At 64.4% G+C, this 24,167-nt stretch carries 23 protein-coding genes and 2 pseudogenes; 11 read left to right on the top strand and 14 right to left on the bottom strand.

Annotated features, from left to right (window positions below; all coding sequences use genetic code 11):
* Positions 1 to 89: 89 nt before the first annotated feature.
* Both GM910_RS21390 and GM910_RS21385 read left to right on the top strand, forming a co-directional pair.
* Complete coding sequence (locus tag GM910_RS21390) at positions 90 to 1,010, top strand: isopenicillin N synthase family dioxygenase (protein ID WP_159591108.1); 921 nt, start codon at positions 90 to 92, stop codon at positions 1,008 to 1,010.
* Complete coding sequence (locus GM910_RS21385) at positions 997 to 1,770, top strand: alpha/beta fold hydrolase (protein ID WP_159591105.1); 774 nt, start codon at positions 997 to 999, stop codon at positions 1,768 to 1,770. Before GM910_RS21390 ends, GM910_RS21385 begins: the two co-directional genes overlap by 14 nt.
* Positions 1,771 to 1,793: 23 nt before the next feature.
* On the opposite strand, the gene GM910_RS21380 is transcribed toward GM910_RS21385, so the two are convergent.
* From GM910_RS21380 to GM910_RS21360, 5 genes are all read right to left on the bottom strand, one after another.
* The gene (locus GM910_RS21380) at positions 1,794 to 2,795 is read right to left on the bottom strand and encodes an isopenicillin N synthase family dioxygenase (RefSeq protein WP_159591102.1); all 1,002 of its coding nucleotides are present in this window, start codon (positions 2,793 to 2,795) and stop codon (positions 1,794 to 1,796) included.
* Positions 2,796 to 2,908: 113 nt separating this feature from the next.
* A complete protein-coding gene (locus GM910_RS21375) occupies positions 2,909 to 4,309 on the bottom strand; it encodes an amidohydrolase family protein (protein WP_159591099.1) in 1,401 nt (466 codons plus the stop codon).
* Positions 4,306 to 5,151: an ABC transporter permease gene (locus tag GM910_RS21370; protein WP_159591096.1), complete on the bottom strand. Its 846-nt coding sequence runs from the start codon at positions 5,149 to 5,151 to the stop codon at positions 4,306 to 4,308. Before GM910_RS21370 ends, GM910_RS21375 begins: the two co-directional genes overlap by 4 nt.
* Positions 5,102 to 5,878 (bottom strand): ABC transporter ATP-binding protein, encoded by a 777-nt coding sequence (locus tag GM910_RS21365; RefSeq protein ID WP_159591093.1) that lies wholly within the window; start codon positions 5,876 to 5,878, stop codon positions 5,102 to 5,104. Before GM910_RS21365 ends, GM910_RS21370 begins: the two co-directional genes overlap by 50 nt.
* Before the next feature lie 5 nt (positions 5,879 to 5,883).
* Positions 5,884 to 6,873: an ABC transporter substrate-binding protein gene (locus GM910_RS21360; RefSeq protein WP_201285571.1), complete on the bottom strand. Its 990-nt coding sequence runs from the start codon at positions 6,871 to 6,873 to the stop codon at positions 5,884 to 5,886.
* Between the two features lie 408 nt (positions 6,874 to 7,281).
* Between GM910_RS21360 and GM910_RS21355 the strand changes: the two genes are divergently transcribed.
* The gene (locus tag GM910_RS21355; protein ID WP_159591087.1) at positions 7,282 to 7,800 is read left to right on the top strand and encodes a nucleoside deaminase; all 519 of its coding nucleotides are present in this window, start codon (positions 7,282 to 7,284) and stop codon (positions 7,798 to 7,800) included.
* A gap of 261 nt (positions 7,801 to 8,061) precedes the next feature.
* Here GM910_RS21355 and GM910_RS21350 read toward each other — a convergent pair whose 3' ends face one another.
* Positions 8,062 to 8,811, bottom strand: a complete 750-nt coding sequence (locus GM910_RS21350) for a DUF899 domain-containing protein (RefSeq protein WP_201285569.1) — start codon at positions 8,809 to 8,811, stop codon at positions 8,062 to 8,064.
* 147 nt (positions 8,812 to 8,958) lie between these two features.
* Here GM910_RS21350 and GM910_RS27425 point away from each other — a divergent pair.
* The 7 genes and pseudogenes from GM910_RS27425 to GM910_RS21320 all read left to right on the top strand — a co-directional run.
* A pseudogene (locus tag GM910_RS27425) lies at positions 8,959 to 9,111 on the top strand (helix-turn-helix domain-containing protein); the annotation flags it as partial.
* A 239-nt stretch (positions 9,112 to 9,350) separates the two neighbouring features.
* Positions 9,351 to 11,747: a transketolase gene (locus tag GM910_RS21345; protein WP_159591084.1), complete on the top strand. Its 2,397-nt coding sequence runs from the start codon at positions 9,351 to 9,353 to the stop codon at positions 11,745 to 11,747.
* Positions 11,748 to 11,873: 126 nt separating this feature from the next.
* The gene (locus GM910_RS21340) at positions 11,874 to 12,665 is read left to right on the top strand and encodes an IclR family transcriptional regulator (RefSeq protein WP_159591081.1); all 792 of its coding nucleotides are present in this window, start codon (positions 11,874 to 11,876) and stop codon (positions 12,663 to 12,665) included.
* Positions 12,662 to 13,939 (top strand): threonine synthase, encoded by a 1,278-nt coding sequence (locus GM910_RS21335; protein WP_159591078.1) that lies wholly within the window; start codon positions 12,662 to 12,664, stop codon positions 13,937 to 13,939. The genes GM910_RS21340 and GM910_RS21335 overlap by 4 nt, the downstream gene beginning before the upstream one ends.
* Positions 13,940 to 13,968: 29 nt before the next feature.
* Positions 13,969 to 14,913: a TAXI family TRAP transporter solute-binding subunit gene (locus GM910_RS21330; RefSeq protein ID WP_159591075.1), complete on the top strand. Its 945-nt coding sequence runs from the start codon at positions 13,969 to 13,971 to the stop codon at positions 14,911 to 14,913.
* 58 nt (positions 14,914 to 14,971) lie between these two features.
* Positions 14,972 to 16,891, top strand: a complete 1,920-nt coding sequence (locus GM910_RS21325; RefSeq protein WP_201285568.1) for a TRAP transporter permease — start codon at positions 14,972 to 14,974, stop codon at positions 16,889 to 16,891.
* Between the two features lie 13 nt (positions 16,892 to 16,904).
* Entirely contained in the window at positions 16,905 to 18,098 is a 1,194-nt protein-coding gene (locus GM910_RS21320; protein WP_281354917.1) for a M24 family metallopeptidase, read from the top strand.
* Positions 18,099 to 18,104: 6 nt separating this feature from the next.
* Here the strand turns inward: GM910_RS21320 and GM910_RS21315 are convergent, their stop codons facing one another.
* From GM910_RS21315 to GM910_RS21290, 7 genes and pseudogenes are all read right to left on the bottom strand, one after another.
* On the bottom strand, positions 18,105 to 18,569 hold the full coding sequence (locus tag GM910_RS21315; protein WP_159591072.1) for an Lrp/AsnC family transcriptional regulator: 465 nt from the start codon (positions 18,567 to 18,569) through the stop codon (positions 18,105 to 18,107).
* Positions 18,566 to 19,285 carry an MmgE/PrpD family protein gene (locus GM910_RS21310; RefSeq protein ID WP_159591069.1) on the bottom strand — a complete coding sequence of 240 codons (720 nt, stop codon included), beginning with the start codon at positions 19,283 to 19,285 and terminating at the stop codon, positions 18,566 to 18,568. Before GM910_RS21310 ends, GM910_RS21315 begins: the two co-directional genes overlap by 4 nt.
* Before the next feature lie 291 nt (positions 19,286 to 19,576).
* Positions 19,577 to 19,738, bottom strand: coding sequence for a VOC family protein (locus tag GM910_RS27750; RefSeq protein ID WP_343033001.1), 162 nt, complete (start codon positions 19,736 to 19,738; stop codon positions 19,577 to 19,579).
* Positions 19,739 to 19,758: 20 nt separating this feature from the next.
* Positions 19,759 to 20,016 (bottom strand): saccharopine dehydrogenase family protein, encoded by a 258-nt coding sequence (locus GM910_RS27420; protein ID WP_246226253.1) that lies wholly within the window; start codon positions 20,014 to 20,016, stop codon positions 19,759 to 19,761.
* 419 nt (positions 20,017 to 20,435) lie between these two features.
* Positions 20,436 to 20,696: pseudogene (locus GM910_RS27415) on the bottom strand (saccharopine dehydrogenase NADP-binding domain-containing protein); the annotation flags it as partial.
* A gap of 47 nt (positions 20,697 to 20,743) precedes the next feature.
* A complete protein-coding gene (locus GM910_RS21295) occupies positions 20,744 to 21,139 on the bottom strand; it encodes a VOC family protein (protein WP_159591066.1) in 396 nt (131 codons plus the stop codon).
* Positions 21,140 to 21,155: 16 nt separating this feature from the next.
* Positions 21,156 to 21,899, bottom strand: coding sequence for an SDR family NAD(P)-dependent oxidoreductase (locus GM910_RS21290; RefSeq protein ID WP_159591063.1), 744 nt, complete (start codon positions 21,897 to 21,899; stop codon positions 21,156 to 21,158).
* A 147-nt stretch (positions 21,900 to 22,046) separates the two neighbouring features.
* Between GM910_RS21290 and GM910_RS21285 the strand changes: the two genes are divergently transcribed.
* Positions 22,047 to 22,928 carry an AraC family transcriptional regulator gene (locus tag GM910_RS21285; protein ID WP_159591060.1) on the top strand — a complete coding sequence of 294 codons (882 nt, stop codon included), beginning with the start codon at positions 22,047 to 22,049 and terminating at the stop codon, positions 22,926 to 22,928.
* A 232-nt stretch (positions 22,929 to 23,160) separates the two neighbouring features.
* Here the strand turns inward: GM910_RS21285 and GM910_RS21280 are convergent, their stop codons facing one another.
* Complete coding sequence (locus tag GM910_RS21280) at positions 23,161 to 24,054, bottom strand: LysR family transcriptional regulator (RefSeq protein WP_159591057.1); 894 nt, start codon at positions 24,052 to 24,054, stop codon at positions 23,161 to 23,163.
* Positions 24,055 to 24,167: the final 113 nt, after the last annotated feature.

Raw genomic sequence — 24,167 nt, 5'->3', positions numbered from 1 at the left:
TGGGTTCTCATCGCCAGCATCCGCATGCTCACGCGGCGGCTCGCAAGACCATGAAATCCAACCGATCTTTATGATTCAGGCACTCAGGCTTGTCCGCTTCAGATCCCGCCGCCCGCAAGGCGGTCGGCCAGGCCTTGCGCGAAGCGTGCCTTGACAAGGGGTTCTTCTATTGCGCCGGGCACGGCATCCCGCAGGGCCTGATCGATGCCGCCTTCGAGGAAACCCGCGCCTTCTTCAGCCAGCGGGCGGAGGTCAAGGAGCGGGTGTCGAAGTCCCTTTCCTTCTGTAATCGTGGCTACGAGCCGCTCGGCGGCCAGACGCTGCAGGCCGGCGCCAAGCCGGACATGAAGGAAGGCTACTATATTGGATTGGAGTTGCCCGAAGACGATCCCCGCGTGCAGGCACGGAAGTTCAATCACGGACCGAACCAGTGGCCGCAAGACCTTCCCGGCTTCCGGCCTGTCATGCGCGCCTATCATGCCGCCATGCTCGATCTCGCCGAGCGGCTGATGCGCGGACTGGCACTATCGCTCGATCTCAAGGAGGACCATTTCGCCGGCTTCTCGCGCGATCCGCTGGCGATCCTGCGGCTGCTGCACTATCCGCCTCAGCCGGCCCAATCGGCGCTCGACGAACTCGGCGCCGGCGCGCACACGGATTTCGGCGGACTGACCCTTCTTCTCCAGGATGAAGTGGGCGGCCTGCAGGTTTTCGACAACGCGACGCAAAGCTGGATCGAGGCCACACCCATACCGGGGACTTTCGTCGTCAGCCTGGGCGATATGATCGCCCGGTGGACGAATGACCGCTATCGCTCCACGCTGCACCGCGTGATCAACAGGTCCGGAAGGGAGCGTTATTCGATCCCGTTCTTCTTTACCGGCAATCCCGATCATAAAGTCTCCTGCATCCCCACCTGCTTGTCGCCCGGAGAAACGCCCCGCTATCCGCCGATTACGGTGGAGGAGCATTTGCAGGCCATGTACCGCAAGACCTATGCGGCCGCCTGACAAAGCCGGCGCCAGCACCGTCATCCTGATCCACGGCGCATGGCAGGGCAGCTGGGTCTGGACAAGGCTGATGCCGCTGCTCGAAGATGCAGGGCTTGCGGCAATTGCTGTAGACCTGCCGGGAAACGGCCACGACGACACGTCTCCGGAGGCCGTTTCTCTCGACCTTTATGTACAGCACATCGAAAAGATCGTCGCGGCAACAAAAGGCTGCGTGAGCCTTGTCGGCCATTCTGGAGGAGGCGTGGTGGCCACCGCTGCCGCAGAAGCGCTCGCCGGGAAGGTCGACCGCGTCGCCTATATCGCCGGCATGATGCTGCCGTCCGGCATGCGCTTCGCGGAATTTCTGGCCGATGAGCGCGCGGCCGACCGGGGGCTCGCCGGCATCGGCCCGCATCTCGTGTGGTCGCCTGATCGCCAGTCCACTGCCGTTCCGACGGAAGCCGCAGCGGAGATCTTCCTGAGCGATATGGCGCACGATGCGGCGCTTGCAGCCCTTGCCCGGCTGACGCCGCAACCCCAGGGTGGGCGCGACGTCGCGGTGCGCTGGACGGACTCCCGCTTCAACAGGCTCCCGCGGCTTTACATCGAATGCCTGCGCGACCGCTCCGTGGCGCACGAACTGCAAAGACGCATGCAAGAACTCGTGCCGGGCGCCGAGCGGGTAATGCTCGATGCAGGCCACGTACCTCACATCAGCGCCCCCGCGCAACTCGCGGGGGCGCTGATCCCGTTTCTCACGCGCCAGAAGCGGGCCTGAGGGCCGCCTCCCCGAGTGCAAGACTAGAGGCTGTTCGCTACGATGCGTTGCTGAAGATAATCGTGCGCGGTGATCGGGTCATATTTCTTCCCCGGTCCCTGGATCACGGCATCCTTATTGGCCTGGCAGAAGAAGGGCAGCGAATAGCGCGGGCCGAGATATTCGTCCTCCCGCGGCATGCGCACCCGGTGCAGCGTCGATTGCAGCTGATCGTCGCTCCAGCGCATGAGCATGTCGCCGATATTGCAGGTGACGACGCCCGGCAGTGGCGGGACGTCGGTCCACTCCAATTCACCCGACCCCGCTTCCTTACCTGGGCATAGCTGCAGTCCGCCCTGGCCGACGCGCTGGTGCAGGAGGGTCAAGCAATCGAAGTCGGTATGGGCGCCGGCTCGCCAACCCGTAAAGTCTTCCGGCTTCGCGTTCTGCATCGGCAAATAGTGGATCAGCCGCTGCGTGCTCTGGTATTCCGGCGACATCGGATCATGCGCGTCGGTGAAGAAATCGGGCGCAAAGCCAAGCTTGAGCGCAAAGCAGGACAGCACCTTCATGCCGAGCGCCCAGTTGGCGCGCTCGAAAGCCAGCATGACGGCCTTGAAGCCAGGGAGTTCCTCGCCCGTCGGCCAGAGATCGGCCATGCGCGGCAGGGTGATCTGATAGCTTTCCTTGTTGTCGGCTGTCCCGGTGGAAGGTCGAACTTGCGCCTTGTACTCCCATCCCGCATTCGTGCCTTTGCGCAGCGGATATTTCGCTTTTACCTCGGCTGCGAGATCGAAGAAGCGGGCCGTGAACTCGAAGGCCTCGTCGATCTGTGCTTGGGGAATGCCGTGATTGACGAGCTGGAAAAAGCCGATCTGCGTCGATGCTTCCCAGAGCTGGTCGGCGATCTCCGCCTTGCGCCGCTCGAAATCACTGAGGTCGACTTGCGGAACGGCCCGTTCTTTGACCCGGCCCATGCCGCCGAAAGTCGCTTCCTTGTTGAGTTCCGCGAGCGCGTAGTCCTTCTTTGCTGCTGTGGTTTCCATTGTTCACTCCGTTTGAAAATTGCAGCGATTGCCGCGTGACAAAGAGGAGCAATGACCGGCGCCGATGGCGTTGACTGCTTCTACTCCGATGTATGGCTGGGACGGCCACTCCCTCAGCCGATGGCCCGGGTTTTCTCCTCCGTTTCCGACGTCTTCTTTGCAATCTTGCCGACGACTCGGGCGGCATCGGCATCGAGCTGAGCGAGGTCGAGCCAGGGTATCCTGTAGTTTTCCACCAGCGCGCGTCCGCCCACGAAGCTGTGACGCACCCGCGCCTCGCCGCCAGAGACGATCGGGCCGACAACGCGGTCGTGCTGACCGAAATAGCGTGGCGCGCCCAAGTCGAAGATGGCGATGTCGGCGTGCTTGCCGACCTCGATCGTCCCGATGGCGTCGAAGCCCAGTGCCTTCGCCCCTTCGGCACTCGCCCAGCGCAATACCGATTCAGCCGTCGTCGCGCCCACCCCGTTTGCGGCGCGCTGGATCGCGAAGGCGGCATAGAGTGCGGAAGCCATATCGGCTGCCTCGTTCGCAGCCGCTCCATCGACGGCCAGCGACACCGTTCCGCCGAGCGCATCGAGCGTGGCCGCTGGCGCGATGCCTGAGCCGAGCCTGGCATTCGCCTGCGGGCAATGTGCCATGGCCGTTCCCGTTTCCGCCAGAAGGCGCACCTCATCCGGCGCGCACTCGACCAGATGGGCGAACCAGACATCAGGCCCCAGCCAATCGTGCTCGGCAAGCCAATGCACCGGGCGCTTGCCGTAATTGGCGAGCGTGTAGGCCACATAGTCCATGTTCTCGGAAAGATGGCTGTGCAGGCGAAGCCCCATCGCGCGCGCGGCGGAAGCGACCTCCTTCAATTCCGGCTCGCCGAGCGAGAAGGTCGGCGTCGTCGGGGCGAAGGCGACACGGCGCATGGCATCGGGAGAAGGGTCGTGCCAGCGCCGAGCAGTTGCGGCCACGGCGTCGATCATCTTGGTGAGCGACTCGACGGGAACAGGCGCGATATCGTCGCCGTCGAACTTGCGGCCCTTCGTGGCGCCGCCACGCGCCAGAACGAAGCGGACACCGAAACGCGCCGTGGTCTCGAAGAGGACGTCGCCGGGATCATACTCATAGCGGTCGGAGTAGAAATAATGGTGGTCGGCTACGGTCGTAGCGCCGGACAGTACCAGTTCCGCAAGGCCGATCATGGCCGAGACGCGCAGCGCTTCCTCGTCGATCCTGTCCCAATAGGAATAGGGGACGAGGCGCAGCCAGGCGGCGAGCGCCTCGTTCATGCCTTCAGGCACGGCCTTGAGCACGCTCTGGAAAAGGTGGTGGTGGGTGTTGACGAGGCCGGGTGTGACAACCGCGTTGGAGGCGTCGATTATGCGCTCACCCGGCAGCGGCCTGAGTTCGCCGATGGCCGCGATCTTCCCGTCGCGGACGCGGATGTCACCGGCAGCGCGCGCTGCCGTGTCGTTGAGCCCGGTAAGAATGCCCACTGCGTTCCTGATGAGAAAGCTCGTCATGTGCGGTCACCCGGCAGACTCCAGGGAAACCAGAACCGCTGGATGGCGGTGACGATCTGGAACAGGATCAGGGAAAGCAGCACCAGCACGATGAGGCCCGCCCAGGCCTGTTGGACCTGAAACATCGAAGTCGAGAACTGGATGTAGTAGCCGAGGCCCTTTTCCGCCGCGACGAACTCGGCCACCACAGCGCCGATGATCGCCAGCGTGATCGAGATCTTGAGTGCGGAGAAGAGATAGGGAACGGCATAGGGAAGCCTGATCTGGGTGATTTCTCTGAAGACGGGGGCGCGCAGGCTGCGCGATAATTCTATCAGTTCGGGCGGCGTCGCCATCAGGCCCGTGGTGGTGGAGACGACGAGCGGGAAAAAAGTGATGAGGCACGTGATGACCACCCTCGGCAGGTCGCCCGAGCCGAGCGCGACGATGATGACGGGTGCGATGGCGACAACGGGCGTCGCCTGGATCACCACCAGAATGGGGTAGATCGCGCGCGACAGGATTTCCGAGCGCGACAGCATGATCGAAAGCGGCAGCGAGATCGCGATCGAGAGGAAATATCCGGTCATGGCCACGCGCAGTGTCGCCCACACATGTTCGAGCCAGCGCGCGGTGTCGACGGCGCCAAACCCGCCCAGGACGCGCGTCGGCGCCGGCAGAATGAAGGAAGGAATGGCAAAGACGCGGCAGGAAGCTTCCCAGACCAGCAGAATGAGCACGAAGGTCGCGGCGGGCAACACGCCCGGCGCTCGGATCGCGCGGGCCATCACCTGGCGCCGGGTCTCGCTCCGCTCAGGCCGCACGCTTAAGGAGGAGGCCTCTGAGGTATCCGACATAGTCATGCATGGCCTTGTTGTTGCTGGTGTCGATGCCGCGCGGACGCGGCAGCTCGATACGGAGGTTTTCCACGATGTGGCCGGGGCGCTCGCTCATCACCAGAACGCGATCGGCGAGCAGCACCGCCTCGCCGATCGAGTGGGTGATGAACATCACCGTCTTTGGCTGGGCTTCCCAGATGCGCAGAAGCTCGAACCCCATCTCTTCACGCGTGAGCGCATCGAGAGCGGAAAAGGGCTCATCCATGAGCAGTATGTCGGGGTTCATGAACAGCGCGCGGGCAATGCCTACGCGCTGCTGCATGCCGCCCGACAGTTCGGCGGGCAGTTGCTTCCCGAAACCCTGCAGTCCGACCCTTGCTATGAGAACGCGGCCCTTCTCGCGGTCATCGCCTCCGACGCGTCCGGTCTTATGACGCGCGGGGAAGACGATATTGTCCTCCACCGTCGCCCAAGGCAGCAGGGTCGGCTTCTGGAAGACGATGCCGATATCGTCACGCGGTTCGCTGACCGGGTGGCCGAAGACCTCAACCGTCCCGCTCGTCGGCCGGATCAGGCCGGAGGTCAAACGCAGCAACGTGGACTTGCCGCAGCCCGATGGCCCGAGGACCGCCACGAACTCGTGGCGGCCGACTGTCATGTCGATGCCGCGCAATGCCTCAAGCGTGCCGGACCCCGTGCGGAACACCTGTCCTATGCTGGAAAAGCGGATGGCTGGCACCGCGGTGCTCATCGCCGTCAGCTCCCCGCTGCAAAGCTGCGGTCGACGATCGATTCGGGATCGAGCGCTGTGGGATCCAGGCCCTGCGCCTTGGAGACACGCTCCCATGTGGCTTTCAGCCGCTCCGGCTCGAACGCGCCGAGACCGTCTTTCTCGGTGACCTCGTTGAAGACGAGCACCATGGCGTCCTTCAGCGAGCCCTCGACATTTTCGACCGAAAGCTCGGGCACCGCGGCGGCGACGGCCTCGGCAGCCTCCTTTGGGTTCTCATACGCAAACGCGATCGACTTCTTGTAAGCCTCGATGAAGCGCCGCGCGACGTCCGGGCGCTCCTTGAGGAACTTGTCCGAGGCGACGAGCGAGGCCGAATAAAGCTCCAGGCCGGCCGCGGACCACGGGAAAATGACGAGTTCCTTGCCTGCTTCCTTCGCCTGGCCGGTGTAGCGGCTGACATCGGTCAGCCAGGCGATGATCACGTCCGTTGCCCCAGTCATCAGCATGGGGCCGAGCGCGCCGGGATCGGCCTTGGTGAGTGTTATGTCGGTTTCCGCCATGCTCATGTCCTGAAGCACAAGCGGCAGATAAATATTGGACTCGGTGAAGGGCGATGTCGCCACGCTCCTGCCCTTCACATCCTCGATTTTTTCGACGCCGCTTCCGACGAGGGCGTAAAAGGCATGTGGGCCCTTGTTGAATAGCGACATGACCGCGGTGACCGGCACCCCCTCACCTGCCTTGGCCGACATCAGCGCACCGATGCCTGCCGAGCCGATATCGGAGACGCCGGTGGCGAGCTTGGTGATCGCCTCCGAAGAGCCGCGGCCGCCCTCGATCGTTACCTCAAGCCCCTCTTCGGCGCAGAAGCCCGTCTGGATACAGACATAGATAGGGGCCTTATCGCCGCCCGGCAGCCAATCGAGCTGGTAGACTACCTTGTCGGCGGCCAGCGCGGCCGAGATGGCAGCAGTCGCGGCGAACGCTCCGCCAAGCAAAGTCTTCACGATCATTCTCTTCATCTTCGGATGATCCTCTCAGGCAGGTTGCGATGGCCGGCGCACCCCGCCCAAGGACTTGGGCGCCGGCGATGAACGGTTTGCAGGGAATTCACACAGAGCAGAAAGAAAGCCGGCATGTACGCCCCTCATCTCAGGATCGCTTTTGTGCCGAGCAATGTCCCGGGCCTTTCGCCCTGACCGCTTCTACTCACGAACAGCCATGCAGGAAGCGTGCCAAACGGAAATATGCCTGTTTTCCCGGCCTTTGCCGGGACCGGGGGTTCTGGAATGCCATCGCCATGAGCAAGCGGGCTTTGTCGTGATTAAATAATGAGCATTGATTCAAAATGCCTACGCTGCAAGCAAATCTCTTGCTGCAGGTTGGCTGGAACATTAGGAATTCGGCGAAAGGAGCCGCCAATGACGATCGAAAGCACGCGCGAACTTGAACTTCTCCGCCGCACGATGGAGCTTGCCGAACAATCGAGAGCCCGCGGCGATCATCCCTTTGGCGCGCTCCTGGCAGATCCCGACGGCAACATCCTCTTGGAGGCGATGAACACCTGTGGCACGAGGGGCGACCGCACCGGACATGCGGAACGCAACTTGATGACCGAAGCTTCGTTGAAATACGACGCGGATTTCCTCGCCGGCTGCACCATGTACACCAGCGCCGAGCCCTGCGCGATGTGCGCTGGCGCGGTCTATTGGGCGGGGGTGGGACGGGTCGTGCACGGGATGAGCGAGAAAGCGCTCAAGGAGTTGATCGGCCCCGATCCCGAGAACCTGACGATGGACCTGCCCTGTCGCGATGTCTTCGCCGCCGGGCAGCGGCAAGTCGAGGTTATCGGCCCCCTTCTCGCCGAAGAATCCGCGAAGGTGCACAAAGGCTTCTGGACCCCATCGCCGCGGAATACTTCTGCAAAGCCCGTCCTTTAATCGCAGCATTCAGCCGCCGCCAAGCCCGCGTGCCGGACCACTCGTCACTGCCCGGGCGGCCAGCGCCATTGAGCGAAAGCGTGCTCGTCGCCCTGTGTGGATCGAGCTTATCGATGTCGTCGTAGCGCCCACACGATATCGCGCGCCTCCGCCGCCGCAGTGCAAAGGGTGAGCGCTGCGGCAAGGACCAGCCCGTCACCGGGTCCGCCTTTCCAATCGTTCAACTCAGTGTCGCCCGTTCAATGTCCCTCTGGTTCGCGATCAGGCAATGTTCCCCGAAGCCGCTTTGTCGGGCGCTGCGTCCGGTACGTAGCTGTCATGCCAGTTCCACCACTTGTAGGTCGGGGTCTGAGGATAGCCCTCGGGCGAGTCCTCCCAGACCTCCTGCCGGCCCAGCGGCGTGATGTCGAGGTAGTTCCAGGTGCTCCCCATCTGCTCGTCGCCGCGGTTGTTGATAAAATAGGTGCGAAACACGCGGTCGCTGTCACGGTAGAACACGTTCGTGCCGTGCCATTCGTCCACGCCGAAGTCGGCGTCGAAGTTGTCCGTGATGGTGAACCACGGCATCTCCCAGCCCATCCGCGCCTTCAGCCGTGCGATGTCCGCCTGAGGCGCACGCGAGACGAAGACGAGGGTGGTGTCACGGGCGTTCAGGTGGGCGACGTGGGCGACCTGGTCGGCCACCACGGAGCAGCCCCGGCAGGCGTGGTCGGGCCAGCCGAACACTCCCGGCTCGAAGAAGGCGCGGTAGACGATCAGCTGGCGCCGACCGTCGAACAGGTCGAGCAGGCTGGCCTTGCCCGCAGGCCCCTCGAACGCATACGCCTTCTCCACCGCCATCCACGGCATTCGCCGGCGCTCGGCGGCAAGCGCATCACGGGCGCGGGTCTGGGCCTTCTCCTTCACGAGCAACTGCTGGCGGGCCGCCTCCCATTCCTGCAGCGACACGACCGGTGGTGTGTGCATGGCAGGCTGTCCACCTTTCCGTCCGTTCTCGGTTGATGTGGTCATGGCTTTTGAAACCTCCTGATTTGGGCGAACTCCCGCGCCCCGTGGCTGAAGCGCGGTTCCATTTTCCGCTCACCGCTCGTTGTTGGTCGTGAGACAATTTGGCACCGGAAATCGAATGATGGGAGTAACAAACGTGGCGGTATTTCGGTGGCATGGCTGATGACAGCCGCGGCGTGTGCGCTCGAAGCGGGTGATCCCCTCGGCGCCTTGAACCGTGTGGCGTTGCGCAACGATACTCCTGTGCTCGCGCTTCGAGGTATCGCGATGGTCCAGCACGGCCGCCTTCCAGAACCCCGATCCGATGAGCGCGAGGTCTGGATTGGGTCATGACTTCCGGTTCCAGCCGGCATCCCCTCACACCTATGGATCGCGCGGTATGCATGCTCCGGACCCGTAGCTGTTGATTTTTTTGGCGAAAACTCTCCAGAAATGAGCTTTCTTTAAGCGATTCAGCCAAAAGCCACTGAAACAACCGTGGAAATTGGCTCCTTCAGCCTGCCGCTCTCTCCTAAGGTCGGGTCGCAACGGAGGGAATTTCCATGTCCGACACTCGCCTGCCCCCCCTCTCCGCGCTGGAGCGGAAGGTCCTGTGGCTCTCCGCGTGGATGATCCACTATGCCAACCATATCCGTCCGAACGAGGACGGGCTGAAGGTGGGCGGGCATCTGGCCTCCTCGGCCTCGCTGGCGACGATCATGACGGCGCTCTACTTCGCCGTGCTCAGACCCGAGGACCGGACCGCGGTGAAGCCGCATGCAAGCCCCGTCTTCCACGCGATCCAGTATCTCTTCGGCAACCAGACGCGCGAGAAGCTGGAAAACTTCCGCGGCTACCGGGGCGCGCAATCCTATCCCTCGCGCACCAAGGACACGGACGACGTGGACTTCTCCACCGGCTCCGTGGGCTTGGGCGCCGCGCAAACGCTGTTCGCCTCGCTTGCGCAGGACTATCTGCGCGCCCGTGGCTGGGGCAGCGATCGCCCCGAGGGGCGCATGGTCGCCCTCATCGGCGATGCGGAGATGGACGAGGGCAACATCTTCGAGGCGCTGCTGGAAGGCTGGAAGCATGGCCTGCGCAACACCTGGTGGGTGGTCGACTACAACCGCCAGAGTCTCGACGCGGTGGTGCGGGAGGGCCTGTGGGAACGGTTCGAGGCGATTTTCCGCAATTTCGGCTGGGACGTGGTGATCCTCAAATACGGCTCGCTGCTTCAGGCGGCCTTCGCCGAGCCCGGCGGGGAGGCGCTGAAGGCGTGGATCGACGCCTGCCCCAACCAGCTCTATTCGGCGCTCACCTTCCAGGGCGGGGCGGCTTGGCGCAGGCGCCTGATCGACGACATTGGCGACCAGGGCGATGTCTCGCGGCTGATCGATCGGCGCAGCGACGATGAGCTGGCGCGGCTGATGGCCAATCTCGGCGGCCACGACCTGCCGTCGCTGCTTTCCGCCTTCGAGGAGGCTCGGCAGCATGACCGGCCGGTCTGCTTCATCGCCTACACGGTCAAGGGCTACGGCCTGCCACTTGCCGGCCACAAGGACAACCATGCCGGCCTGATGACGCCGGCACAGATGGCAGCACTTCGAGAGGCCATGAACATCCGCGAGGGCCGCGAGTGGGAGCCCTTCGAGGGCCTGCGTGAGCAGGAAAAGACGCTCAGGGACTTCATAACCCTGGCACCGTTCAACGCCGGCGGCCGCAGGCGCTTCGCAGCGCCCGTGGTCGAGGTGCCCGAAAAGCTCGACATCCAGCTTGCACCGACCATGTCTACGCAGCAGGGCTTCGGGCTCCTCATGCACGGGATCGCCAAGCAGGACGGCACCTTCGCCGAGCGCGTCGTCACCACATCGCCGGATGTGACCGTGTCGACCAATCTCGGCGCCTGGGTGAACCGCCGCGGCCTCTTCGCGCGCGATGCCCGGGCCGACGTCTTCAAGGCCGAGCGCATCCCCTCGACCTACCGCTGGGCGTTCTCGCCGTCCGGCCAGCATCTGGAACTCGGCATCGCCGAGATGAACCTGTTCCTCATGCTCTCCGCCCTCGGCCTCTCGCATTCGCTCTTCGGCGAGCGCCTCCTGCCGGTGGGCACGCTCTACGACCCCTTCATCGAGCGCGGGCTCGATGCGCTCAACTATGCCTGCTATCAGGACGCGCGCTTCATCCTAGCCGCCACGCCCTCCGGCATCACGCTCGCGCCGGAGGGCGGGGCGCATCAGTCGATCGCCACACCCCTGATCGGTATGGCGCAGGACGGGCTGGCGAGCTTCGAGCCGGCCTTCGTCGACGAGCTCGCCGTCATCCTGCGCTTCGCCTTCGACTACATCCAGCGTTCGGGCGAGGACGAGCCGGACGCGGTCACCTGGCTGCGCGATGCGGTGGGCGGCTCGGTCTATCTGCGGCTTTCGACGCGGGGCATCGAGCAACCGCGGCGCGAGATCGACGGCCGGCTGGCCGAAGCGATGATCAACGGCGGCTACTGGCTACGCCCGCCGGGACCCAACACGCAGGTGGTGGTGGCCTATAGTGGCGCGGTGGCGCCGGAGGCCATCCAAGCGGTGGGGCTGATGGCCGAGGACCGCCGCGACGTCGGACTTTTCGCGGTCACCTCGGCCGACCGGCTCAATGCCGGCTGGACGGCGGCGCAGCGGGCGCGCGAGCACGGGCTGGTGCATGCGATGAGCCACGTCGAGCGGCTCCTGGCCGACGTCCCCTCCCATTGCGGGCTCGTCACCGTCGTCGACGGGCATCCCGCCACGCTCGGCTGGCTCGGCGCCGTCCATGGCCACCGCACGCGCGCGCTGGGCGTGGAGCATTTCGGCCAGACGGGCACGATCGCCGACCTCTACCGGCACTACGGCATAAACGCGCAGGCAATCGTCAGGGCCGCGGAGGCCATTTCGCCAGGTAAGCCGATCCGGCATCTCGCGCAGGTCGGCTGACGCCCCGGCCGCCCAGCTTCCGGACCCCGACAATTCCACCACGCGCCCGTCCCCTTGACGAGCGCGTGCTTTGCTGCTCCTATAGTCGAAATAAGGAACACTATTCCATTTTAAGGAACAATACCTATGTCGGGCAATCTCTCGCTGGAGCGCGGACTGGCGGCCCTGGATGTCTTGAGCAACGCGGACGAAGCGCTCGGCGTGCGCGAGATCGCCCGCCGCCTGGGCCTGAGCGCCCCCGCCGTGCAGCGCATTGTGAACACGCTGGCCCACAAGAACTATGTCGAGCAGGAGCCGGACACCCGGCGCTACCGTCTCGGCCGCTCCGTGCTCGCGCTCGCCCGGCATATCCTGCACAAGGACCGCCTGGTGGGGCGCGCCGAGCAGGAGTTGCAGGCGCTGGCGGCGGAGAATTGCTTCAACGCCTTCCTCGGCGTGCGGCGCGGCGACCGCGGCATCTATCTGCTCACCGTGCAAAGCAGCGGTCCGGTGGTTATCCGCTCCGCACCCGGCGAGAGCTTCCGCCTGCATTCCACGGCGCTCGGCAAGGTGCTGCTTTCCGGCCTCGGCCGCGAGGCCATTGCCGGCATCCTCGGCAGGGGACCGTTCGAGCGCCTCACGCCTGCCACCATCACCGACCCGGGCGCACTGGCCGCTGAGGTCGGGGCCGCCGAGGAGCGGGGACACGCCATCTCGGTGGACGAGAACTTTGTCGGGCTTGTCGCCGTGGGCGCGCCGCTGCGCGACGCCTCCGGCGCTGTCGTTGCTGGCATCAGCGTGGCCTATCCGCGTTCGGTGGGGCCGGAGGTGAAGATCGAGGAGGCGGCGGAGACCGTCATGGCCGCCGCCGGCCGCATCTCCGCAAGCCTCGGCTACAGGCAGGAGGCGGGCGGCGCGCTTGTGGAGGTGCCGTCATGAGCCGCATGATCGGCTACTCGTGTATCCGCTGCGGCACCCGTCACCCGGCCGATTATGCGATCGATTCGCGCGGCTGCCTGCGGTGCTTCGACAAGGCGCCGGCCAACCTGCAGGTTGTCTACGATGAGGCCGGTAGGCATGCTGATGGCGGCGGCCTCTCGGCACGCGTGCCCACCCTCTGGCACCACGCTGACATGCTTCCCTGCGCAGCCGGCGAAGCGGTGTCGCTTGGCGAGGGGCTGACACCGCTGCTTCCCGTGCCCGCGCTGGGGCAGGAACTCGGCGTTCCCAATCTGCTCGTCAAGGACGAGGGGCGCAATCCCACCTGGTCGCACAAGGACCGGTTCTCGACCGTCGCCGTCTCCATGGCACGGCTTCAGGGCGCGCGCGTGGTGGCGACGGCTTCCTCCGGCAATGCCGGGGCCTCGCTCGCGGCTTACGCGGCGCGCGCCGGCCTCTCCTGTGTGGTGGTCACCTTCGCCGGCACCGCCGGACCGATGCTGACGCAGATCCGCAAATATGGCGCGACGGTGGTGGCGCTCTCCGAGAAGGCCGACCGGTGGCCGCTGGTAGCTGAAGGCGTCCGGCGCCTCGGCTGGTTCGCCACCTCCCCCTTCCATGCGCCGGTGGTGGGCAGCCATCCGATCGGCATCGAGGGCTACAAGACGCTCGCCCCGGAAATCGTCGAGCAAATGGGCGGGAAGGTGCCAGACTGGTGCGTGCTGCCCGTCTGCTACGGCGACGCGCTTTTCGGCCTCTGGGAAGGCTTCAAGGAGCTGCACCGCCGGCGCACAATCGACCACCTGCCCAGGCTGCTCGCGGCCGAGGTTCACGGATCGCTTGCCGCCGCCCTGGCGGCCAAGGAAGACCCGATCCCCGACATGCCTGCGCGTTTCGACACGCTCGCGGTATCGATCGGCGCGACGCGCAGTACCTTCCAAGCGCTCAAGGCCCTGCGCGAATCGAACGGCGCGGCGGTACCGGTTAACAATTCGGGCCTCATCGCGCTCCAGGAGAGGCTTGCCGCCCGGGAAGGCATCTTCGCCGAGCTTGCCTCGGTCACGCCCTTCGCGGCCATCGCCGAAATGCGGCGGAGGAACGTCATCGCCGCCTCCGATAGTGTCGTAGCGCTCGTCACGGCGAGCGGCCTCAAGGACGTCGACCGCTCGAGCGATGCGGCCGATGCGCCGCCCGCCTTCCGCTCGCTCGCCGAGGCCTGGGCGTATCTTAGCCGTGACGAAGCGCTGTGCGCAGCCAAAACCGCAACGGCCTGAAGGGAAGGCCACAACAATGGGAGACCGACATGCATAGAAGGCTCGCCCTCGCCGCCGCGCTCCTTGCCGGAACGCTGTCACTGCCGGTGGCAGCACAGGAGAAGCCCGACAGCATCACCATCTTCACCTCCGTCTCCGGCAGCAGCTGGTACGGCATCGGCGCCGGCATGGCCGAGATCTTCGGGAAAAAGGGCGTGCAGTCGAATCCGGAACTCGGAGCGGCCCTCTCCAACATCGCCAACGTCGCCGCAGGCAAGGGCGAGCTGGGCTTCACCATGTCGCCGGCCGTCACCGTGGCAAGGAACGGCCAGGCGCCCTTCGACGCGCCGATCGAGAATGTCGCCGTCATCGCCCGGCTCGACGACAGCATCATGCACATCATCATCGACGGCACGGAGGAGATCTCGACCGTGGCGGACCTGAAGGGCCGCCCCTTCGTGACGCAGCCGCCCGGCTCGATCACGGCCGTGGTGTTCGACCGGGTGCTTTCCGCCTACGGCCTGTCGGAGGGCGACCTGCGTCTGTCGAAGGGCAGCCTGACCGAGCAGACCGAGGCCATGAAGGACCGGCGCTCCGACGGTATGGTCTCCATCGCCACCTACCCGTCGAGCTGGGTTGCGGAGCTTGCAAGCACCGTGCCGATCCGGCTCGTGCCGATCCCGGACGATACTTTTGCAAAGGTGGCCGCCGAGATGCCGACAGTGGGGCGGGCGACGATCCCGGCGGAAAGCTACGAGGGACAGGGCGAGGACGTGCCCACGCTCTCCGCCAGCATGCTGGTGGTGAGTGCCGCCGACATCCCCGAGGAGGAGGCCTACTGGATCGCCAGGGCACTCGCGGAGAACATCGACGCGGTGCGCGCGCTGCATGCCTCATTTGCCGAGCTTACCGTCGAGGAAATGGCCGATGTTCCCGGCGGCGGGCTGCATCCGGGTGCGGAGCGGTACTACCGTGAGGTCGGGGCGCTGAAATAGCGCGTGAGCGGGCGCTGCCCGCCTCCGCCTCCAATTCCTTTCAAGGATGACGGCACGCATGACGCATACGGCATCGCATTCTGGCGTTCCGGCCGAGGCACACCGGCTCTCGGCCGCACTGGTCCATCTCGCCAAGGCGATCGCAATCGCCATGACCGCGTACCATCTGGCCGTCGCCGTCGTCGGTCCGCCGGTGACGGAGGTGCATCGCGCCACGCATTTCATGCTGGGCGTCTCGGTCCTGTTCTGCCTCGGCGCCGTGGACGCGCAGAGGAGGACGCTGCGCCAGGCGCTTGCGGACATCCTTCTTCTGGCTGCCGTCGTCGTGCCGAGCGGTTACATCATCCTGTTCTCGCACTACGTGACGAACCGCATGCTCTATGTCACGCCGGTGACGGTGACGGAGGGGGTGCTGGGCATCACGGTCGTGCTCGCCGTGCTCGAAGCGACGCGGCGAACACTCGGCTGGCCACTGGTCGTGCTCGCGGTGCTGTTCGCAGTCTACACGCAGGTCGGCCCCTATCTGCCCTACCCGCTCTGGCATCGCGGATATCCAGCCGACCAGGTCATCGAGCATATCTATCTGAGCCTGGACGGGCTCTGGGGCACGCCCATCGGCGCGTCGGCCAGCTACATCTTCCTGTTCGTGCTGTTCGGCGCGTTGCTGGTGGCCTCCGGCGCCGGCTCCTTCTTCAGCGACCTCGCCAACGCGATCGCCGGCCGGTTCGTGGGCGGACCGGCCAAGACGGCGGTCATTTCCAGCGCCTTGATGAGCACGCTCTCGGGCAGTTCGACCGCCAACGTGGTTACAACCGGCTCCTTCACCATCCCCGCCATGAAGGCGTACGGCTACCGCAAGGATTTCGCCGCCGGCGTCGAGGCGCTGGCCTCCACCGGCGGGCTCATCACGCCGCCGGTGATGGGGGCGGCCGCCTTCATCATGGCCGACTTCCTGGGCGTCTCCTACGCCGAGATCATGCGCGCGGCCCTTGGGCCCGCCATCCTCTACTTCACGGCGATCTTCGTTGCCGTCGATCTGGAAGCGCGCAGCCGCGGGCTGCGACCTGCCATGGCCGCGTCTGGCAGGCAGCTCGGCGCCATCCTGCGCGACGGTGTCTTCATGCTCATGCCGCTTGCGGCGATCGTCTATTTCCTTGTGCGCGGCTACACGCCGGCCGTCGCCGGCTTCTATGGCGTGGTCGCCTTTGTCCTCGCCATGCCCGTCCTGGGGCGGAAGGGCTTCCGTGACATCCTCCGCACCCTGTGGGAGGCATCGGTCGAGGCGCCCAAGCTTCTGGCGCCGGTCGTGGTGGCCTGCGCCATCGGCGGCTTCATCGCCGGCATCATCTCGCTGACGGGTCTCGGCGTGCGGCTGACCGCCATCATCGCGAGCCTGGCCGGCGACAGCGCCTTCCTGTTTCTCCTCCTGACGATGGTCGTCTCCATCGTGCTCGGCATGGGCATGCCCACCTCCGCCGTCTACATCGTCCTGGCGGCGATCCTCGCCCCGGGGCTCATCAAGATCGGCTTCGAGCCGCTCGCCACGCACATGTTTATCTTCTTCAGCGCCGTGATGTCGAACATCACGCCGCCGCTCGCCATCGCCTCCTTCGCGGCGGCGGCGGTCGCCAACGCCGACCCGTGGAGGACCAGCCTGCAGGCTGCCCGCATGGCGGCGGGCGTCTTCCTCCTGCCCTTCGTCTTCTGCTACGCGCCGGCGCTGCTCGGGATGGGAAGCGCGTTCGAGATCGTCCATGCAACGGCCTCCGCGCTGATCGGCATCCTCTGCATGTCGGTCGCCGCGATCGGCTGGCTTGCCGTCCCCCTCGCGCCTTGGGCACGAGCGATCTTCTTCGCGGCCGCTGTGGCGCTGATCGTGCCGGGCTGGACGAGCGACCTTGCAGGACTGGGAGCCGGGCTCGTCGCCCTCGCGCTCATCCTGGCGGCGCGCCGCCGGCGACGGAAACAAGACCAATAGGAGAGTACCCCACGTGACCCTGCTGAACGCCGACAGGCTCCATCGCAAGATGGAGGAGCGAAAGCTCGACGCCGTGATCGCCACCTGCCCGGAAAACGTGACCTACACAAGCGGCTACTGGGCGCTGTCGCAGTGGATCCGACGGGGACCACAGACTTATGTGGTCATGCCGCGCGCTTCCGCGGGAGAGCCCTTCATCGTCGCGAGCGCCGGGCTCCTCGACCTGATCATCGACCAGCCGGTCGCGGTCCACAATGTGCGCAAGTTCGGGAAATTCGTCGTCGAGGTGGATCGCAGCGCCGCGCTCTCCGATATGCAGCGGCGGCAGGCCACGCTCCAGGACCTGCCCGACGACGGCACACCCTTCGATGCGCTGCGCAAGGGGCTCGAGGCTCTCGGCTTTTCCTCCGGACGCGTCGGCGTCGATGAGGCGGGCATGTGGCCGACCGTGCTCGCCGAGCTTCGGGCCGCCTTTCCCGGCATCGCCTTCGAGCCTGCAGCAGACCTCTTCCGCGCGGTCAGGGCGGTCAAGACGCCGGAGGAGATAGCGCGCCTCAAGCGCGCCGCCGGAATCGCCGAGCGCTCCATCGAGGCGGCGCTGAAGATCGCCGCACCAGGTGTCACGGAGGCCGAACTCGGGATCGCCTTCAACCTGGAGACGGTGCGGCTGGGTGGCGAGCCCGTGCTGTGGTGCATCGGCGCGGGGCCCCGCTCGGCGATGATGAACGTGCAGCCGGGCGAACGCGCGCTGCGGATGGGCGACATCATCCGCTTCGACGCCGGCGGGCGCTACCGGCACTATCGCGCCGACATCGCCCGCATCGCCGTCCTGGGCGAGCCGACGGCGAAGACACGCACCTATCACAAGGCGCTCCTGAACGGGGTGGAATACGCCTATGAGGCGATCCGGCCCGGCGTGACGGCCCGTGACGTCTTCCACGGCATGGTGGACGTCGTCCGCCGCGCCGGTATCCCCCACTACGACCGTTCCCATGTCGGGCACGGCATCGGGCTCGACGGTTACGACCTACCGGACCTCACCGCCGGCAGCGCGGACGTGTTCGAGGAGGGCATGGTGCTGTGCGTGGAGACGCCCTATTACGAGCTAGGGTTCGGCGGACTTCAGGTCGAGGACATGGCGGTCGTCCGACAAGACGGGCTCGAGAGCCTGATGTCGTCCGATGGCGCGCTCAAGGTGCTGAGTTGACCCTGCTCAGCCGAGCGGCAGCACCTCCGAGCGCTTCACCTGGTCGAGCGCGAAGCTCGTCTCGATGGAAGCCACGCCCTCGAGGCGCGTCAGCTTGGTCTTCAGGAAACTCTCGTAAGCGGCGAGATCGGCCACCACCACGCGCATCAGATAGTCGTACTGGCCCGTCATCAGATAGCAGTCGACCACCTCCGGCCAGCGCGCGACGGCCTGCGCGAAGCGGTCGAGATATTCCTCGCGCTGGCGCTCCAGCTTGATGGAGGCGAAGGCGCTGATGGGCAGGCCCACTTTTGCCTGATCGATGACGGCGCTGTAGCCCTTGATGATGCCGGCCTCCTCCAGCATGCGCACGCGCCGGGCGCAAGGGGAAGGCGACAGCCCCACCTTGTCGGCGAGTTCCTGGATGGTGATGCGGCCGTCCTGCTGGATGGCGGCGATGATCTTGCGGCCGATCTCGTCGATCTGGCTCATTTGCGGGAATCCTTCAAGCAACCGTCTTCCATTGAAGGATACAGCCAAAATCCGAGCATGAACGCAATGGCTACACTGGCTTCTGAGCCTGACGGCCAGGCTGTACGACTTCGTTCCGACGCGTCCCGCAGCGGCTCAGCAGCCCGAGAAGGTCCCGGGCGTCTCCACGGTGCAGACGCTGGACCGCGCGAATGAACTCCGACATTTTTCCTCGCGAAAGAAGACCTTCGCCGAGGTCGATCAGTTTCTCCTCCAGCGCCTGCTGGCTCAATGGATTGGTATAGTCGCCGAGAGGGATTTCGACGAATCTGGAGAGAGCGCGTTCTCTGGCGGTGATAGTCACCCGAGCCGGCGTCTTGGAGATCTTCGCGGGCTTCAGGGAAGATTTGGATTTCGAGACGATGGATTTCGCCCGCCTCGATGCCTTCCTGCGCCTTCATGTCCAGGATGGCATCGATCACCGGGTGCGTGTAGCGGCAGGAGGCGTAGGGCTTGATATAGGTCTCCGTGATCAGCCACCGCTCGCCGAGATCGGCGGCCATACGGGAAACCTCGTAGACGCGCTCCCGGTCCAAAAGGTCGAGCGACCCGGTCGCGCCGGCTGCAGCACCCCTGGGCACCATGAACCATACGCCATTGAAATTATTATTTTTCGTCTTTCCCACCCGATCAGATGATCGTTTCAGGGCGAGAGCAGCGATTGTCCGAGCACGCACTCTGCTTTTCCGAGAGTTGGCTGATGGAGCGCAATGGATAGGGCGATCCGATCGCAGGAGCTAATATTGTACTTGGCAGACCAGCTCGACGTTGTTGCCGTCCAGATCGAGCACATAGGCCGCGTAATATGAATCGTGGTAGCGTGACCGGATGCCGGGCGGGCCGTTATCGCGCCCGCCAGCGGCAATGGCGGCCGTGAAGAAGGCATCGACCGTCGCCCGGTCGCGTGCCTCGACTGCTATGTGGATCGGGCCTGCCGGTGTCTCTCCGTCATGTATCCATAGCCGCGGCTAGCCGTCCCGCCCCAGTCCGTGACGAATGCCACCGGACTGGGTTTGATCGGGTCTCAGGCTGACGATGCAGGCAACGCCGAGCGGCGCAAGCGCAGCCTCGTAGAAGCGGCGGGACTTGTCCGCGTCGGAGACCGAAAACTCGATGTGGTCGATGATCATTGAGAAACTCCTCTTCAGCTTTAAAGGCCGGCGGTTTTGGTGTCGGCGATCGTCTCGGCAAAACCGTTGCCGAACAGGGAGGCAGGAGTCTGGAAACCCGGCCGAATTTCTCCTTGAAGCACCCGCCTTGCGGCTTCGGTCGCCGCCATGGGCGTGAACGTGTAGCCGTTGACGGTATCGAGCCGCGCCCTGACGATCTTGCCGTCGGTGCCGATGACTTCGACCGCAGCCTGATAGCGATTGGCATTTCGCTCCTCAGCGGTCGGGCCGTCGGGCAAGGCGGAAAGATCACCTGCGGAAATGCATCTGCAGAGACATGCACATAGGTTTCGATGTTCGGTATCTTCGTCGCCCGCCAGATCGCGATGAGGTCTGGAAGCGTAACCGGGAAACAGGTCACGAATCCATTGCCGAAATCAAAATCCCGGAGCTCGTCGGGACGACGCGCCTGCAGCACGCCTTCGACGCGTCCCAGGCATTCGGTCGTCAGGTTCTCGGTCGCGCTGATGGCCGACCCGCGTGACATGGAGCCCGAGACATGCAAGGCAATGCTGACTTTGCGAGGCTCTGCGACCCGCTGCGCTGCCCGTCCGGTAAGAGAGCCGAGCATGGCCACGCTCCCACCGCTGCCCGGCAGCAGCATCACGCCGGCAGACCGCGCTCTCTCGTCCAGTTCCTCCGCCAGATGGTAGCTGTTGAGTTCGGCAGCGATGTCGAGGTAGTGGGTGCCGGTTCGGATCGCGGCCCTCATCAACGGTCCGGCCGTACGCAAATAGGATCCGGCGCAGTTCAGGAGAACCGCCGCATCCGCAAGCGCCGCGTCAATTGCCGCATCGTCCCTCAGGTCGAACACACGGCTGGCGCAGTTAAGTTCGATGGCGAGGGGTGCGAGCCGCGCCGCGTCGCGTCCGGCGAGGATGAGATCGAGCGCGGCAGCCTTGGCATGTGCGGCGGCCATGCGCCCGGTATAGCCGCTCGCTCCGTAGATCATCAGTGTCTTCATGGTCAGTGCTGCCAGCTCTTGTAGACGAATTCGAGACTGTAGCCGTCCGGGTCCAGCACATTGGCTGCATAGTATCGTGGATCGTAGTGAAGCCTCGCACCGGGCGGGCCGTTGTCCGTTGCGCCTGCCGCCATCGCCGTGGCGTGGGCAGCGTCCACCTCCGCCTCGCTCGCGGCCACGAAGCCGACATGGACGGCCCGGCCATCTACCGGGCCTTCACGCAGCCAGAAGAACATGCGCCCATTCGCGCCGAAGCCTTTCAGGTCGGGGTGGCCGGGCGGTCCATCTCGTCCGTCGTAGTCCAGCCGATCGGTTATGCCGAGAGGCACGAGCACTGCCGTGTAGAACGTGATCGATCGTGCGATGTCGCTGACCGACAGAAAGATGTGGTCGAGCATGTCACTTCTCCTCGCGTCAGACTATGTAGCCGCCCGCGACTTCGATATTCTGAGCGTTGATCCAGCGGTTCTCACTGGACAGGAGGCTGGCGACGACGCTCCCGACCTCTTCCGGTTCGCCGACACGGCCGAGCGCGGTCTGGCCCGCGAGCAGTGCCTCGAATTCGTCATTCAGCCCACCACCGAGTTCGGTGCGGACCGCGCCAGGCGCAATCGAATTGGCGCGGATGTGCCGGTCGCCGAATTCCTTGGCCATATAGCGGGTCAGCACTTCGAGCCCGCCCTTGAACGAGGCGTAGGGCGCAACGCCCGCAGTCGCAACGCGGCTGGTGGCGCTGGCGATATTGACGATATGCCCGCCATCCTTGATCAACGGGAGAAGGGCCTGCGTCAGGAAGAACGGCCCCCTGAGATGCACCTTGAACAGGCCGTCGAATTCTTCCTCCGTCACGGTCGCGATCGGGTTGTAGAGGCCGTAGCCGGCGTTGTTGACGAGGAAGTCAAAGTCGGTGCGTCCGAAGACCTGATCGAGCGATACTGCAAGAGCATCGCGAAAGGCAGGAAAGGATGCACTGTCGGCGACATCGAGCTTAAGCGCGACTGCCTTGCTGCCGATGGCTTCGATGTCATTGACAACCGTCTCGGCCGATTGCGGATTGTTGTTGTAGGTTAAAATCACACCCATGCCACGACTGGCGCACTCGAGCGCGGCTGCCGCGCCGATGCCTCTGCTGCCGCCGGTGATGATGACGATGTCCATGTGCCTGTCTCCTTCATTTGCGATGGAATGATGGATAGGCCGAGCGCCTCGCGGCTGCTCACACGATCCTCTTCAAGGCTTGCCTATTTCTGCTTTTGTGCGACCGAGCGGCTTGTTGTCGTCGGCACCACGTGACACACCAACTGGATGGACACACAACTCCAGGAATTGCGGCGGCTGGCGTCGCGTGCCGAAAACCGCCGGACGGAGACCGGCATTCCGCGCGTCGCCATGGTGCAGGGAGAGATCCCCGAGCACGAACTGTCTGCCGTTTACGAACCGATGGTGAACCTTATCCTGACGGGTTCGAAGACCATGACCGTCGGCGACCGGACCTTTCATTACGATCCGGCGACCTATTTCGTCATGTCCGTCGATCTGCCCGCAGTCGGATCGGTTCACGCCGCGGATACAGGAGAACCCTATCTGGCGATCAGCCTGACACTCGATCCGCCGGTCGTCGCCAATCTGCTTGCGGACCTGCCAAAACCCGCAGGCGGTGGCTTGTACGGTTCCGGCTTTTCGGTCGCCCCCGTGACTTCCGATCTTCTGGACGCGTGGCTTCGCATGCTGCGGCTGATGGAACGGCCCGACGAGATCGTCGCGCTTGCGCCCGCCTATGAACGCGAAATCCTGTTCCGTGTGCTGCAGGGGCCTCTCGGCTGGATGCTTCGCGATACCGCAATGCCTGACACCGCGCTTTCAAGGATCGGGGTAGCGATCCAGTGGATACGCGAGAACTTCGCCCGGCCTCTGCGTGTCGAAGCATTGGCCGAAATGGCGGCTCTCAGCGCTTCTGCCTTCCACCGGCATTTCAAAGCAGTCACCGCGCTCAGCCCCTTGCAATACCAGAAGCGCATCCGTCTGCTTCGTGCCCGTTCGTTGCTCATTGCAGGCGAGGGAAATGCCACCTCGATCGCGTTCGGCGTCGGCTATGAGAGTCCGACCCAGTTCAGCCGGGAATACGCTCGGCATTTCGGGCTACCACCGTCCAAGGACGCAGAGAGATTGCGCCGGCGGGTGGAGTAAGGCCTCGCCGCGATAGCAGCTTTGGTGCGCTTTGAGCACCGGCATAGGAACTTCCGCTCCCACACAAGCGAGAAGTTCAGCACACTATCCGTCTACCGTTTCGTGTTCGCATTTTGATCTCAGTTGGCATCGTTTAGCGGGAACCCAGCGCGACGCCCTCAACATCGCCGATGTCATCGAGGGTCGTTCCCCGGCGGATGGTGTGCAAACACACTAAAATCGGCGCGAGGGCTTATTCAAGCGCGGTCACTAGGGCCGGAACCTGACGCTCGAAGAAATCCGAGAAGGAGGATATTCGTGGCGGCAGTTTCTGATAGGGCGGATAGTAGAGCATGAGCCAAATCTGCGACGGAGACCATTCCGGCAGGATCGGAACCAGGCGACCCGTTCTAAGATACTCCGCGACAATAAACACCGGCAGCAGCGCAACGCCGGCTCCATCCGCAGCCATACGTGCAAGAACTTCACCATTGTTGGAGCTGATCGCCCGCCCCGCCGGAATCGTCACGCTGGAATTTCCGTCCGAAAGCAGCCAGCCTTCACGGCGGCTTTCCGAACTGTATCCAAGACAGGCGTCGGCGCTCAGGTCATTCGGGTGCGTCACATGCGGGGTTCCCGGCGCGGCTACGAGTATGCGCCTGATTGCGCAGATCTTCCGCCAGATGGTGAACTTGTCCGACGGCGGGCCCGAAATTCGGATGGCAAGATCGAAATCCTCATCCACCATATCGAGCAACTGATCCGTCAGCGTGATTTCGACATTGATCTTTGGATAAAGCTCCCGGAAGCCGCAAAGGATCTGCGGCAATACACGTCGCCCAAATGACATCGGCGCATTGATCCGAAGGCGTCCCTCGTCTGCCTTGTGAGCATTCATCAAATCCGTGCGCGCGGTCTCAAGCGTGCGCATCGCCGGATCAATCCGAGCGGCAAAGACCGCACCATCGGCCGTCAATGAGACCTGCCGCGTTGTCCTGACGAAAAGCTGCACCCCGAGTTCAGCCTCCAGCGCCGCAATCGCGCGTGTGACGGATGCTGGGGTCGTATCGAGTTCGCGCGCGACCTGCGCGAAGTTCCGCTTTTCGGCCGCGAGCAGAAAGGTCCGAAGGGCTTTGAGCTGGTTCATCCGTATAATTACACAATCCGCAATACAGTCGTTAAGTTTCCTGCAATTCTCCGCAATAATCAACCGGTCTATATATGAGCAGCAGATTTGCAGCGCGGCTATGTCGCAGAAAG

This window comes from Chelativorans xinjiangensis (assembly GCF_009812055.1).
In the GTDB taxonomy this organism is placed as follows: Bacteria; Pseudomonadota; Alphaproteobacteria; order Rhizobiales; family Rhizobiaceae; genus Chelativorans; species Chelativorans xinjiangense.
Note: the sequence above shows the minus strand (reverse complement) of the source record. Positions and strands in the feature narration are given on the sequence as shown.

What these genes read in the sequence shown, in the direction of transcription:
- GM910_RS21280 (WP_159591057.1), bottom strand. Translation starts at nt 24,054, where the DNA reads ATGAACCAGCTCAAAGCCCTTCGGACCTTTCTGCTCGCGGCCGAAAAG.
- GM910_RS21385 (WP_159591105.1), top strand. Translation starts at nt 997, where the DNA reads ATGCGGCCGCCTGACAAAGCCGGCGCCAGCACCGTCATCCTGATCCAC.
- GM910_RS21350 (WP_201285569.1), bottom strand. Translation starts at nt 8,811, where the DNA reads ATGACCACATCAACCGAGAACGGACGGAAAGGTGGACAGCCTGCCATG.
- GM910_RS21365 (WP_159591093.1), bottom strand. Translation starts at nt 5,878, where the DNA reads ATGAGCACCGCGGTGCCAGCCATCCGCTTTTCCAGCATAGGACAGGTG.
- GM910_RS21290 (WP_159591063.1), bottom strand. Translation starts at nt 21,899, where the DNA reads ATGGACATCGTCATCATCACCGGCGGCAGCAGAGGCATCGGCGCGGCA.
- GM910_RS21375 (WP_159591099.1), bottom strand. Translation starts at nt 4,309, where the DNA reads ATGACGAGCTTTCTCATCAGGAACGCAGTGGGCATTCTTACCGGGCTC.
- GM910_RS21370 (WP_159591096.1), bottom strand. Translation starts at nt 5,151, where the DNA reads ATGACTATGTCGGATACCTCAGAGGCCTCCTCCTTAAGCGTGCGGCCT.
- GM910_RS21340 (WP_159591081.1), top strand. Translation starts at nt 11,874, where the DNA reads ATGTCGGGCAATCTCTCGCTGGAGCGCGGACTGGCGGCCCTGGATGTC.
- GM910_RS21330 (WP_159591075.1), top strand. Translation starts at nt 13,969, where the DNA reads ATGCATAGAAGGCTCGCCCTCGCCGCCGCGCTCCTTGCCGGAACGCTG.
- GM910_RS21285 (WP_159591060.1), top strand. Translation starts at nt 22,047, where the DNA reads ATGGACACACAACTCCAGGAATTGCGGCGGCTGGCGTCGCGTGCCGAA.
- GM910_RS21315 (WP_159591072.1), bottom strand. Translation starts at nt 18,569, where the DNA reads ATGAGCCAGATCGACGAGATCGGCCGCAAGATCATCGCCGCCATCCAG.
- GM910_RS21345 (WP_159591084.1), top strand. Translation starts at nt 9,351, where the DNA reads ATGTCCGACACTCGCCTGCCCCCCCTCTCCGCGCTGGAGCGGAAGGTC.
- GM910_RS27750 (WP_343033001.1), bottom strand. Translation starts at nt 19,738, where the DNA reads ATGATCATCGACCACATCGAGTTTTCGGTCTCCGACGCGGACAAGTCC.
- GM910_RS21355 (WP_159591087.1), top strand. Translation starts at nt 7,282, where the DNA reads ATGACGATCGAAAGCACGCGCGAACTTGAACTTCTCCGCCGCACGATG.
- GM910_RS21325 (WP_201285568.1), top strand. Translation starts at nt 14,972, where the DNA reads ATGACGCATACGGCATCGCATTCTGGCGTTCCGGCCGAGGCACACCGG.
- GM910_RS21335 (WP_159591078.1), top strand. Translation starts at nt 12,662, where the DNA reads ATGAGCCGCATGATCGGCTACTCGTGTATCCGCTGCGGCACCCGTCAC.
- GM910_RS21380 (WP_159591102.1), bottom strand. Translation starts at nt 2,795, where the DNA reads ATGGAAACCACAGCAGCAAAGAAGGACTACGCGCTCGCGGAACTCAAC.
- GM910_RS21360 (WP_201285571.1), bottom strand. Translation starts at nt 6,873, where the DNA reads ATGATCGTGAAGACTTTGCTTGGCGGAGCGTTCGCCGCGACTGCTGCC.
- GM910_RS21295 (WP_159591066.1), bottom strand. Translation starts at nt 21,139, where the DNA reads ATGCTCGACCACATCTTTCTGTCGGTCAGCGACATCGCACGATCGATC.